The organism is Fibrobacter sp. (assembly GCA_024399065.1).
In the GTDB taxonomy this organism is placed as follows: domain Bacteria; phylum Fibrobacterota; class Fibrobacteria; order Fibrobacterales; family Fibrobacteraceae; genus Fibrobacter.
Genome location: JAKSIB010000021.1, coordinates 47,308 through 58,896, shown reverse-complemented (window position 1 = coordinate 58,896; position 11,589 = coordinate 47,308). Strand labels below are relative to the sequence as shown.

Below are 11,589 nucleotides of genomic sequence, written 5' to 3'. Positions count from 1 at the left end.
CGTTCCTTGGGCCACGGATCCGGGAAGTACATGTGGAATGCGTCCACGGTGTTGTCCTTGACGCAGTCGCGGAGGAAATAGAAAACGTCGCCGCGAAGCATGGAGGCGTTGTCCAGAACGCCTGCCTTGTTCATCTTGCGCTGAGCGAATGCAGCCCAGGTGTAATCCCATTCGCTACCCATGATGTAGTAGTCCGGGTGCTTGGCTGCGTAGTCGGCGATGAAGCTGCCCTTGCCGGAGCCGATTTCCACTTCGATGTGGTCGTTGTGGTTGGGGAACATGTCCTTCCAGTCAAAGTCCAGCTTGTGGGGGAGGCCATCAGGAGTGGCGATAGGCTTGCGATCGCCGTTGGTGCGGAACACGTAATGCCAAAGGGACTTGGCGTTTTCGTCTTCCTTCAGGTCGCGGAAAAATTCCGGAATGACCACTTCCTTTTCTACGGCTTCTTCGCCTTCAACAACTTCAATTTTTTCTTCGCTCATAATTTTCCTCGCGCCTCAAGCCTCGAACCTCGTGCCTCGCGCCTTTAGATTAAAATCTCTACTCTATCCTTGAACTTTTCCGGGATGAACTTGTTCACCATGTCTCTGATCAACTTGTCGGAGTACTTCATGGAGAAGTGACTCAGGATAATTTTTTCGCACTTCACATTGTCACCGATTTCGTTGAGGGCTCGAACGATGTCCTTGATGTGGGTGTGGCCCTTCTTGACGCTCATCGGTTCATCTTCAGGAGTCAGGAAGGTGCATTCGGTGATGAGAACCTTGGACTGGAATACACGGCTGTTGTCCAGCAGGCTTTCGCCAAGGCAGTCGCCCATGAAGCTGACCAACGGTTCGTAAACTTCGCGGGTGATTTCCACCTTGTTCTTGCGGAGTTCAATCAATTCGGTGGGAGTCTTGTCCAGAAACTCGTCCTTCAATTTCTTCTTGTAGAAATAAAGGATTCCGCCCATGGCAGGAATGGAATGCTTTACTTCAAAAGCTTCAATGGCAAGATCCTTGCGGTACTTGAGGAACTGCAGCTCCCCAGTGCTTACGGGAATGATTTCCGGATAGCGGAACTTGGATTCGGCGACACCTTCAAATATGGCTTCGGCCTTGATCCAGGCCTTGGCGCTTTCGCAAATGAAATCCGGCATGTAGTAAACGCTGTCACGTTCCACACCCATCATTTTGCGGAGGCTGTGGTGACGCATGAGGCAGCGGCCGTGATCGCCGTGGGCATGGGTCAGGAACACATGGTTGATGGAGGTGGCGGAAAGGGGGCATTCCCCCATGTCGATGCAAAAATCCAGTTCGGGCAATTGCAGGTAGGTGGCTAGTCCAGAAATGGAAAAGCCGGAAACCGTGGAACAGGAGGTGTCGATGTGGACCTGTTTCAGTGCGTTGTGGATGAATTTGCCTTCGTTTGCCATGACGGAGAAAATGTAGAAAAAAGTGAGTGCTGCGTCCAAAAGCTTGCTTATGGACATAGCCGAACTGCCTCTACAGCAAGCTTGCTTGCCATGTAGAAAAAAACACCCTCGTAAAAAACGAGGATGCTTGAAAATCAATGGCTCGAGGCGCTTATTTCCTAAGCGGTCGAGGTGTTATTTCTTCTTGGTGTTTTCTGCTACGAGACGGTCGAAATCTGCGCAGGACATTTCCTCGATCTTGCTACCCATGGCCACGCTACGGGTTCTTGCGTTACCCTTCTTTTCGGGAATGTTGTAGCAGAAGTTATAGATGTTGCCTTCGTCGGTGGGGATGCCCATCTTGAAGATTCGGATACGGCCGGAATTCTTGGTGTAGATTTCGTGGTAGTCGTAGGAGTTGCGGATCTTTTCAAGACGCTTGTCCTGGTTGAACTGGAGCTCGTCCACAATAGGACCTTCCAGGATCAACGGCAAAGAGTTCTGAAGACGGAGTTCAAGCTTGCCGTTTGTCTTTACGATGGAGGTTTCGGCGGGTTTGATCAAGTAACGTTGTTGGGGAATGTTCTTATAGGCCTTGGAGTGGCTTACACGAACACCGCACATTTCTCGCATGTCAGGCTGGGCGACAAAGTCGATGTCGCGACAGATAGGAGGCATATTTGTGGGAATTTCCAAATTTTCGGCACTTCCACCAGATTTTCCGGAACCGGCACAACCTGCTAAAAAAGACAAAAATGCAATACTTGATGCGAACAAAATATGGTTTTTCATGGTTATAAATATACCATTATTATTTCATTTTGCTCTTTTTTCTTAAAATAAAGTGAAAAAGTTTTAACATTTCCCTTGGATGATTGGTGAAAAAGCTATCTTTCGCCTTGAAATTAGATTGGGAACAACATGAATATCTACAGCTGGAACGTCAACGGGCTCCGATCCGTCATGAAAAAGGGTTTCGAAGAGTGGTTCAACACCACCAGACCCGATATCCTGTGCTTGCAGGAAGTTCGTGCCGAAGAAGACCAGATTCCGGATTCCATCGCAAATCCCGAAGGCTATTTTGTCTACTGGAACCCCTGTAAGCGCAAAAAGGGCTACAGCGGGGTAGGTATTTATACCCAGATTGAACCGGACCGCGTCAATTATGGCTTCGATATCGAAGAATTTGACGACGAAGGCCGTGTTATCCAGCTGGTTTTCCCGGACTGGGTGCTGAACTGCATCTATTTCCCCAATGGTGGCTCCGGCGACGACCGCCTGGATTACAAGCTCCGTTTCTATGATGCATTCCTGGAAAACAGCAACCGCTGGCTGGCCAATGGCAAGCATGTGGTGACTGTGGGTGACTACAATACCTGCCATAAGGAAATTGATATCGCCCGCCCCAAGGAAAACGAAAACATCAGCGGCTTTTTGCCCATTGAACGCGCCTGGATGGACAAGTATGTGGAAAACGGCTACGTAGATAGCTTCCGCCACCTGAATCCTAATGCACGCGATATGTATTCCTGGTGGAGCAACCGCTTTGGCGCCCGTTCCCGTAACGTGGGTTGGCGTCTGGACTATGCTTTCGTGGATGCTGGCCTTGTTCCCAACATTGTGAATTCCAATATCCATACCGGTGTGATGGGTTCTGACCATTGCCCCATCAGTATTGAACTGGAACCGCCTTTTGCACCGCTCCCCATCAAGAAGAGCGAAGGCGTTTAATACAATTTAAAGATTTCACCCGGCATGGGCACGTAGAAGGTGCTGTCGGGAATGTTCAGTTCCTTGCGGGCTTTTGCAAGGTCCTTTGGTGGGTCGTCCATGCGGTCATAGACCATGCTGAAGGTTCCCCAATGCATGGCCAGGCTCTGCTTGGACTGCATCATCTGATGGAGCTGCGCTGCCTGGCGGGGGCTTACGTGTACGCGGGTGTAGCGGGAGGGCTTGTAGCTTCCAATGGGAAGTAGCGACAGGTCTACCGGGGCGAACTTTTCGGCGATGGTCTTATAGTAGGTGCCGTCGCCCATGGCCAGGTCTCCTGCAAACCAGATTTTCTTGGAATCCTTCTCGATAATCCAGCTGCCCCACAGGGTGGAATTCTTGCTGGAGGAGAAAGCTCCTCTTCTGCTCAGGTGGTGGCAGGGAACGAAGGTCAGCTTGATGTCGCCTACACTTGCGGTTTCCCACCAGTCACGTTCGATAATCTGCTTTTCTGGAATGCCCCAGTCCTTGAGGATGTCGGCGACTTTCAGCGGTACTGCGAAAACGCAATCCTTCCAGAGCTTGTGAATCTTGATGATGCTGTTCTTGTCCAGATGGTCGTAATGGTCGTGGGTAATGAGAACCAAGTCCACGCGGGGGAGGGAATCCAGGTCTCGTCCCGGCGGGGTGCCGCGCTTGGGGCCTGCGAACTGCACCGGCGAGGAACGCAAACTGAAGATGGGGTCGGCGAGGATGCCTACGTTCTTTAACTTCAAATAGTAGGTGGCGTGGCCGATCCATGTGGCGGTACTGACGCTGGTGTCTGCCCAAAGGTTTTCGTTCCCGCGGATGATGGGGAGGCGGCGCAGGCGGGTGCGATGCGTAGGAACATTTTCGTCGGGTTCCAGGGTGTCGCGGATAGGCTCGCAACTGTTGTCGGTGTTCTGAAAATGACCGTCGGGAAGGTGATGGGCCGGCCTTGGCTGATCTGTAGTCATAGTCTGCGCAGTGTAGCACGCAGACATCAATAGAAGTAGAATTGTCAAAGCAAAGTAACGCACAAAAACAAAATACAAAGAAATACGCCTGCAAACAAAAAAGCCCCGCAAAATACGGAGCTTTTTTGAAGTCTTTTTAAACCTTGATTAGCGGGTCTTCACGATGGTCCAGGCTTCGTCGAAGAGGCGTGCTGCGTCGCCCGGGTCCTTCAGGAACACCATGCGGTCGATTTCTTCCTTGGACGGGTTGATGACGCGGTTGTTCTTGAATTCTTCGTCGATGACTTCCAGGGAAGCCTTGTTGGGGGTGGCGTAGTTGATGAACTTAGCCAACTGTGCACCGATCTTTGCATCGAGAATGTAGTTCATGAATGCGTAGGCGCCTTCCTTGTTGGGAGCCTTGGAGCTTAAGAGCATAGCGTCAACCCACATGAAGGAGCCTTCGGTAGGAATGGCGAACTGGAGGGTGGAATCTTCTTCGATAGCGGCCATAGCTTCGCCGTTGAAGACGATTGCTGCCCAGTCCATCTTGGAGAGAACCTTGTCCTTGCCGCCCACGGAACCGTCAAAGCCAAGGAAGTGGGGGTCCTTCTTTGCCTTGAGAATGTGTTCAACGGCTTCGTTAATCTGCTTTTGGTCAGTAGAGTTTGCGTCGTAGCCCTTGGCCTGCAATGCCATGGAAAGCATGGAACGGCTTTCTTCCAGAAGGCTGAAGTTACCCTTGGTCTGGGCTGCGTCAAAGAGCATATTGTAACTGACCTTCATAGGGTCAACCGCTGCGTCGCGGTAAAGAATACCGGTGGTACCCCAGAGGTAAGGAATGGAGTAGCTGTTGGTGGGGTCGTAGCTGGGGTTCTTGAACTGGTCTGCGATGTTCACACGGTTCGGAACCTTGTTTGTGTCGATGGGCTGGATAAGACCCAGGTGGATCATCTGCTGGATAACCACGTCGCTTGCGATGATGACATCGTACTGGCTGGTGCCGGATGCCTGAAGCTTGCCAATCATTTCTTCCTGAGCTTCATAAAGTTCAAGCTGAAGCTTGAAACCAGTCTTCATCTGGAAATCGGTCAGCATTTCGGGATCAATGTATTCACTGTAGATCATCACAGTGACCTTGTCCGGCTGAGAGGATGATTTCTTATCATCGTTGCAGCCCACGAAGAGGGATGCTGCGATCAGGAGAGTAAGAGCAAGAAAAATCTTTTTCATTTTTAGGCCCTTAGGTTGGTGGTTATTGGTTGGTTAATTTCTTCTTTGCAAGCTTACGTTCATTACGGATACCCTTGAGAACCATCAGGACCATCACAAAGAGGGTGAGGCCAAAGATGATAGAAGACAAGGCGTGAATCTGGGGAGAAACACCGCGCTTCAGGGAGCCGTAGATGTACAAAGGCAACGTCTGGGATTCCGGACCGCTGGTAAAGAAGCTGAGGATGAAGTCATCCAGGGACAGCGTAAATGCCAGAAGGGCGCCGGAAACAATGGCTGTGGAAAGCTGGGGGATGATGACGCGGAACCAGGCACCTGCGGTGCTTGCGTAAAGGTCGCGGGCTGCTTCGATCTGGTCCTTGCCGATGCTGACCAAACGGCTCTGCACCACCAGAACAACAAAGCTTGTTTCAAGGGTAACGTGGGCAATGACCATGGTAAGCATGCCCGGGTCGAACAACGAGGTCCAGCTGCGGAAAAGGGCGAATACGGAAACCAGGGCGATGGCCATCAAAATGTCCGGGGTCACCACAGGAACGTTGATGCTCATGTCGTAGAAATACTGCATCTTCTTGCCCCAGGGCGTACGATGAATACCGATGGCCAGGAGGGTTCCAAGAACGGTGGCGATGATGGTACTGACCACGGCAAGAATCAAGGTGTTCACCGTGGTGGTCTGGACCATGGAGTTGCTGGCGAGGCCGGTGTACCAATCCAGGGTAAAACCGCCCCAGCTTTGGCCGTGCTTGCTGGCGTTAAAGCTTTGTTCCACCACTAGGAACATGGGGAGGTACAGAAGGGCGAAGCCGATAACAGAAAGAATGACGGCGATGATGGGAAGCTTTCTCTTAGACAAAGTTCTTTCCTCCCACCTTCTGGAAAATCACCAGACTGATGACGCTGCAGATAATCAACACGGAACCCAGCATGGCGCCGAAGGGCCAGTCCATGGCGGAACCGAACTGCTGCTGGATCAGGTTGCCGATAAGCATGTACTTGCCTCCGCCCAGCAAGTCACTGATAACGTACATACCGAGGCTGGGGACCAAAGTCAGGATAACGCTTGCCACAATGCCCGGCATCATCTGGGAGAGGATGCCGTGGTAGAAAGTGCGGAAGGGGCCGGCGTACAAGTCGCGGCTGGCTTCCACAATGCCCCAGTCCAAACGTTCAACGCTGGTGTAGAGGGGGAGAACCGCAAAAGGCAACATGGAACTGACCATGCCGATATAGACCGCGAAACTACCCGGGTACAGGGATTCCCCTTCGGCTATGAGACCGAAGAATCTTGCAATTTCTGCAGGGAACATGTCCGGTCCGAGAAGGACCATCCAGGCGGCTGTACGGATCACCAGGTTGGTGCAGCTGGGCACCATGATCAATGCAAAAAGGAATGCGCGCATGGTCTTGCCGTGGTTTGCAATCCAGAATGCCATGGGGAGGCCGAAGGCGATGCAAAGCACTGTGGTAATGACGGCAATCTTCAAACTGCGCCAAAGGATCAGCAAGTTGTCGGGAGACCAGCCAAAGGAACTGAAACCGATAAGGCGTCTTAGATTTTCAATGGAAAAATCCCAGTTGATGCTTCCGTAGGAGCCGCGCTGGGCAAAAGCCAAAACCATCAGGAAAATGGTGGGCAAAAGCAGAAATACGATAAGCCACAACATGCCGGGGCCAGTCAGCAAAACGCCGAACTTGCGCATGTGGGCGCGGGTAGTGAGTTTACCTTCGAAGACTTCTGTCTGCATGGTCAAAAGATAGAAAGTTGGGTCAAAAATAAAAGACCCGTCAATGCTGACGAGTCTTTAAATAACCCTAAAATTCTAGAGCCCAGATCGGGAGTCGGACCCGAGACCTCTTCCTTACCAAGGAAGTGCTCTACCACTGAGCTACCTGGGCTTGCTTAGGTGAGCCCAAAGGTAGTATAATTTGGGAGAATTTTAAACCTTTTTTAGAAAATATTTTTTCATTTTCTGCAAAAAGAGGTTTATTTGGACAACTTTTCGGTAATGTCCATCAGGTATTTGAGGCCGACGGCGTCCATAGCGGTATTGCCGTTCTTGCCGTCGCCGCCCATCATGATGGTTGGAACCAGCGGGTGACTGGACTTGGCCAGGGACTGTGCAACACCAACCTTAGTCTTGTAAGCCCATTCTGCAGCTTCCTGTGGAGTAAGACCTGCCTGAACCTTGGCGCGGTTTGCTGCAGCTTCTGCTTCACCTTCGGCACGGATGCGCTTTGCGTCTTCCACGGCCTTTTCTGCGGCGAGGCGTGCAACTTCCTTTTCCTTCTGAGCGTTAAGGATTGCCACGTCGCGTTCCTTTTCTGCCTGGGTCACTTCGCGAATCTTGACAACTTCCTGTTCAGCCTTTTCCTTAGCGACCTTAGCCTTACCTTCGGCTTCGGCGGTGATTGCCTGCTGCTTTGCAGTTTCAGATGCGGTACGTTCGGCAACGCGCTTCATTTCACGTTCCTTCACGATGTCCAACTGCTGCTGAGCCTTTGCATCAAGCTTCACGTTCTGAATTTCGAACTGAAGAATACGGATGTTGTACTGCTTCAATGCGGATTCCTTGATCAGAACGCGCTGTCCGTTGGAATCGAGAGCGAGCTTGGTCACGGTGTACTGCTGGCTTTCTGCCTTCTTGATAACGCGGCCGGTAGAATCCACTTCATCGTCACCAACCTTTTCTTCACGAATTTCGGTGGTGGTCAGGTATTCGCCGTAGATCAACTGGTCTTCTGCAATACGGCGGAATTCTGCAATCTTGGTCACCTTGGCTTCTTCTGCGGTGAAGAGCGGTGCGGTTTTGCGGACTGCGGAAAGAACTGCGTTACGGACGAGACCATGCTTCAGCTGCTTATCGCCACGCTGGTCCATGTGGATCTTGATGAGTTCGTCGCAGTTGATGGGGAGCTGGTACTTGATGTAGCCAGAGATGTCTGCGTTTGCGTTACGGGAAAGGGTAACGGAAATATCGTCTTCATCGGTGTCGTCACCTTCCCAGGACTGACCGCGGACCTTTTCGTTAGAAGAGTTGAAGTAGAAGTCCTTGGTACGGTCGTATTCGTAAATGGTACCGAAACCCTTGAAGTAGAAACCGGCGTGATCCACGCAGGACATTTCGCCAAACGGGCTCTGCTTTACAAGAATCTGGGTGGCGTTGTTGTAACCGAAGATGGAACTCCACAAAACTGCAATGGCGATGACTGCGATTGCAATGAGCGCAAAGGTTACCTTGTGCTTGGAAAGAGCACTATTGGACATTTCGTAAACCTTAGGCATTAGGTTTCTCCTCCTGTGTTTTAGAAAAAAATAGTAGCCTTTAGAGGCTGCTTACATTATTAGTCAGCCAGAACCTGCAGGTATTGCGGTTCAATATAAAGTTTGACTTGATCGCCGGCGTTGTAGATTTCGTCGGGGTCAGTCATGACGCGGAGCTGCAAACTCTTGTTGGCGCTTACGCCGGGAAGTTCTGCAATCAGTTCCCAGTAGTCACCGCGGAAGATACGTTCCAGAATACGTGCGTCGAATACGTTGTTTGTAAAGCTTTCGCTGGGAGTGCAAACGTGGATGTCTTCCATGCGGATAGCTACACCGCCGCAGCACTTGCCGGATTCGTTTGCGTTCCATTCAGGTTTCTTCTCAACAACCAGTTCGCCGAAAGCGCAAGCGACTTTGTCGTCTGCAACCTTTTCGCATTCAAGGATGTTGGCTTCGCCGATGAAGGTTGCCACAAAACGATTGACCGGATGTTCGTAAACATCTTCGGGACTGCCGTCCTGAACAATTTCACCCTTGTGCATCACGAGAACTCGGTCGGACACGGCGATAGCTTCGTCCTGGTCGTGAGTCACCATGATGAAGGTGGTGTCGGTCTTCTTCTGCACTTCGCGGAGTTCCACCTGCAATTTCTTGCGGAGGTTTGCGTCAAGGGCGCTGAGGGGCTCATCCAGGAGCAGAATGTCCGGTTCATTGACGAGGGCGCGGGCGAGGGCTACACGCTGCTTTTGACCACCGCTCAAGGTAGCAGGCATTTCGTTTGCCAAGTCCGTAATGTTTACGGTTTCCATCATAGCCTTAACACGACGATCTATTTCATCCTTGGGAACCTTGTGGCTCTTGAGGCCGAAAGCGATGTTGTTGTAGACGTTCAGATGGGGGAACAAGGCGTAGCTCTGGAACACCGTGTTGATGGGGCGGTGTGCCGGAGACTTGTTGGAAATGATTTCACCGCCGAGAATGACTTCTCCGGCATCAGCCTTTTCGAAGCCTGCGATAATGCGGAGCAGTGTCGTCTTGCCGCAGCCGGAAGGGCCTAGCAAGGTGACGAACTGGCCGTCCTTGATGAATACGTCGATTCCCTTGAGCACGGCCTTGGGGCCGAAACTCTTGGAAACGTTCTTAACCTGAAGATCGAAAGATTTCATATTTAGATTATAGACCGAGGCTTCGCCTCTGATAGACGAGAGACGAAAGATTTAGAATGAGCCTGCGGCTTAAAAGATGCGGCTTCGCCGCCAAAATAAAGCGGAGCGTTTCTCTCGTCTTTCGTCTGTAGCGAAGCGTTCTCTCGTCTAGCTGTGCAGGTACTCGATGATGGCGTCGTGGATGGTGGTGAACACGCTACGCAGTTCTGCTTCGTCTTCTTCAAGCAGCGTCACGCGGAAGCCCTTGAGGTCGGTGCAGAAACTGGTGCTGGGCACCACGCAAATACCCTTTGCGCCCAACAGATAGTACACGAAACGGTAGTCCAGGTTTTCGGTCTTGGAGCACCATTCTTCCACCTTGGCCTTAATCTGCGGGTTGTCGATCTTCAGACTCTGGTGGTTGTTCAAAACACCTTCACGGAAGATGATGGTGTTGTAGAATGCACCGTAGGTGGGGTTGAAATACAGTTCCGGAATGTCGGAAAGAATTTCGTTAATGATGGCGGAGCGACGGCCGATCTTTTCGTTCAAAGCCTGGCGGTGTTCCATGAAGCGAGGATCGCCCAGCACGCGAGGAATGGTCATCTGCGGCAGGGTGGTGGAGCAGACTTCGACCATCTTGGCGTTGTCCAAAGCGCGGCAGAAGGCGTCGAACTGTTCGTCCTTGTCGCGGTTGTAGTATTCTGCCCAGCCGCAACGAGCACCCGGCCACGGATATTCCTTGGAAATACCCTTCAGGGCAATAGCCGGAACGTCGCCGATGTATTCGGCCAGAGCGTAGGCGTGAGCTCCATTGTAGGTGATCTTGTTGTAGATTTCGTCGCAGATGATGAACAGGTTGTAGCGCTTGGCGATATCAACGATCTTCTGCAAAATTTCCAGGGGGTACACCATGCCAGTGGGATTATCCGGATTCAGAATCAGGATACCGGCGATGGAGGGATTGTACTTCACCTTGTTTTCAAGTTCTTCCAGGTCCGGATACCAGTGGTTTTCCGGCTTCATGCTGTAAGTGATAGGAGCAGAGTGTGCATGTGCTGCTTCTGCAGAGCTGTGGGTGCTGTATGCAGGAGACGGTCCAATGATACGGGTGGTCATGGACAGGAGGCTGTACAATGTGGCGATTGCATCACCGAGGCCGTTGAAGAACAGGATGTCGTCAACGGTAATCTGGGCGCCGCCCAGCTTGTTGGTTTCCTTCACGATGAATTCGCGGGTTTCCAGCATACCCTTGGACGGGCAGTAACCATAGGAACGGTTTTCCTTGGAAAGGTCCACAACGATGTCCTTGATCCATTCGGGAACCTGGCACTTCTTTTCAATGGGGTCGCCGATGTTTTCCCAGTGAATCTTCGGCATGCCCAGCGTTTTCAGGAGGTTCGCCTTCTTTACGATCTCACGGATTTCGTAAGACAGTTCCTTGGCACCTTCGGTAAGCAAACGCTTTCTCATTTTATACTCCTGTATCGTATTGAAAATTCAAATAATTTACCGCTTAATAATAGATAAAAAATGATTTTGAATTTCCCTTGTTTGTTGTTTTTGGTTTAAAATCGGCTAAAATAAAAAAGGCCGTCCTTGCGGGACTGCCCTTTGAATTCCTTTTGCCTAATCCTTGTAACTTGTTTCGGTTAGACTTTTACAATTCTTGAACAGCCGCCCACGACTTAACACAGGCTCGAGCTTCCGCCGCGCCTGCCGCAATCGCTGCTGCGATGATGTTCTGTTCAAAGATCTTGTTCATGCCAAAGAATATACTTCTGGATTTTACGCACGTCAAGGCTTTGATAAACATTTTTTGTGGGAAATTGGGAGTTGCTGAAAAATGAAAAAAAGCCTGTT

General features: G+C 51.1%; 11 protein-coding genes and 1 tRNA gene. 1 reads left to right on the top strand and 11 read right to left on the bottom strand.

From position 1 onward, the window contains the following. The 3 genes from MJZ25_10870 to MJZ25_10860 all read right to left on the bottom strand — a co-directional run. Nucleotides 1-482: tRNA (guanine-N7)-methyltransferase (locus MJZ25_10870; GenBank protein ID MCQ2124675.1), on the bottom strand; the 482-nt coding region annotated here is incomplete at its 3' end. Nucleotides 483-526: 44 nt separating this feature from the next. Further along, a complete protein-coding gene (locus tag MJZ25_10865) occupies nucleotides 527-1,474 on the bottom strand; it encodes a hypothetical protein (GenBank protein ID MCQ2124674.1) in 948 nt (315 codons plus the stop codon). Between the two features lie 117 nt (nucleotides 1,475-1,591). Continuing rightward, on the bottom strand, nucleotides 1,592-2,188 hold the full coding sequence (locus MJZ25_10860) for a hypothetical protein (GenBank protein ID MCQ2124673.1): 597 nt from the start codon (nucleotides 2,186-2,188) through the stop codon (nucleotides 1,592-1,594). Nucleotides 2,189-2,317: 129 nt separating this feature from the next. On the opposite strand from MJZ25_10860, the gene MJZ25_10855 reads away from it, so the two are divergent. Next, entirely contained in the window at nucleotides 2,318-3,127 is an 810-nt protein-coding gene (locus MJZ25_10855; GenBank protein ID MCQ2124672.1) for an exodeoxyribonuclease III, read from the top strand. Here the strand turns inward: MJZ25_10855 and MJZ25_10850 are convergent. The 8 genes from MJZ25_10850 to MJZ25_10815 all read right to left on the bottom strand — a co-directional run bounded on the left by MJZ25_10850 (nucleotide 3,124) and on the right by MJZ25_10815 (nucleotide 11,199). After that, nucleotides 3,124-4,104, bottom strand: a complete 981-nt coding sequence (locus tag MJZ25_10850) for an MBL fold metallo-hydrolase (protein MCQ2124671.1) — start codon at nucleotides 4,102-4,104, stop codon at nucleotides 3,124-3,126. The genes MJZ25_10855 and MJZ25_10850 overlap by 4 nt on opposite strands. A gap of 147 nt (nucleotides 4,105-4,251) precedes the next feature. Beyond that, on the bottom strand, nucleotides 4,252-5,316 hold the full coding sequence (locus MJZ25_10845) for a spermidine/putrescine ABC transporter substrate-binding protein (protein ID MCQ2124670.1): 1,065 nt from the start codon (nucleotides 5,314-5,316) through the stop codon (nucleotides 4,252-4,254). 22 nt (nucleotides 5,317-5,338) lie between these two features. Continuing rightward, complete coding sequence (locus MJZ25_10840) at nucleotides 5,339-6,172, bottom strand: ABC transporter permease (protein MCQ2124669.1); 834 nt, start codon at nucleotides 6,170-6,172, stop codon at nucleotides 5,339-5,341. After that, the gene (locus tag MJZ25_10835; GenBank protein MCQ2124668.1) at nucleotides 6,165-7,064 is read right to left on the bottom strand and encodes an ABC transporter permease; all 900 of its coding nucleotides are present in this window, start codon (nucleotides 7,062-7,064) and stop codon (nucleotides 6,165-6,167) included. Before MJZ25_10835 ends, MJZ25_10840 begins: the two co-directional genes overlap by 8 nt. A 79-nt stretch (nucleotides 7,065-7,143) precedes the next feature. Then, a tRNA-Thr gene (locus MJZ25_10830) sits at nucleotides 7,144-7,215 on the bottom strand. Between the two features lie 88 nt (nucleotides 7,216-7,303). Continuing rightward, entirely contained in the window at nucleotides 7,304-8,602 is a 1,299-nt protein-coding gene (locus MJZ25_10825) for a hypothetical protein (GenBank protein MCQ2124667.1), read from the bottom strand. Between the two features lie 59 nt (nucleotides 8,603-8,661). Next, nucleotides 8,662-9,747 carry an ABC transporter ATP-binding protein gene (locus tag MJZ25_10820; GenBank protein ID MCQ2124666.1) on the bottom strand — a complete coding sequence of 362 codons (1,086 nt, stop codon included), beginning with the start codon at nucleotides 9,745-9,747 and terminating at the stop codon, nucleotides 8,662-8,664. A 147-nt stretch (nucleotides 9,748-9,894) separates the two neighbouring features. Further along, nucleotides 9,895-11,199, bottom strand: a complete 1,305-nt coding sequence (locus MJZ25_10815; protein MCQ2124665.1) for a pyridoxal phosphate-dependent aminotransferase — start codon at nucleotides 11,197-11,199, stop codon at nucleotides 9,895-9,897. Nucleotides 11,200-11,589 lie beyond the last annotated feature (390 nt).

What these genes read in the sequence shown, in the direction of transcription:
- MJZ25_10855 (MCQ2124672.1), top strand. Translation starts at nt 2,318, where the DNA reads ATGAATATCTACAGCTGGAACGTCAACGGGCTCCGATCCGTCATGAAA.
- MJZ25_10815 (MCQ2124665.1), bottom strand. Translation starts at nt 11,199, where the DNA reads ATGAGAAAGCGTTTGCTTACCGAAGGTGCCAAGGAACTGTCTTACGAA.
- MJZ25_10850 (MCQ2124671.1), bottom strand. Translation starts at nt 4,104, where the DNA reads ATGACTACAGATCAGCCAAGGCCGGCCCATCACCTTCCCGACGGTCAT.
- MJZ25_10825 (MCQ2124667.1), bottom strand. Translation starts at nt 8,602, where the DNA reads ATGCCTAAGGTTTACGAAATGTCCAATAGTGCTCTTTCCAAGCACAAG.
- MJZ25_10835 (MCQ2124668.1), bottom strand. Translation starts at nt 7,064, where the DNA reads ATGCAGACAGAAGTCTTCGAAGGTAAACTCACTACCCGCGCCCACATG.
- MJZ25_10820 (MCQ2124666.1), bottom strand. Translation starts at nt 9,747, where the DNA reads ATGAAATCTTTCGATCTTCAGGTTAAGAACGTTTCCAAGAGTTTCGGC.
- MJZ25_10845 (MCQ2124670.1), bottom strand. Translation starts at nt 5,316, where the DNA reads ATGAAAAAGATTTTTCTTGCTCTTACTCTCCTGATCGCAGCATCCCTC.
- MJZ25_10865 (MCQ2124674.1), bottom strand. Translation starts at nt 1,474, where the DNA reads ATGTCCATAAGCAAGCTTTTGGACGCAGCACTCACTTTTTTCTACATT.
- MJZ25_10860 (MCQ2124673.1), bottom strand. Translation starts at nt 2,188, where the DNA reads ATGAAAAACCATATTTTGTTCGCATCAAGTATTGCATTTTTGTCTTTT.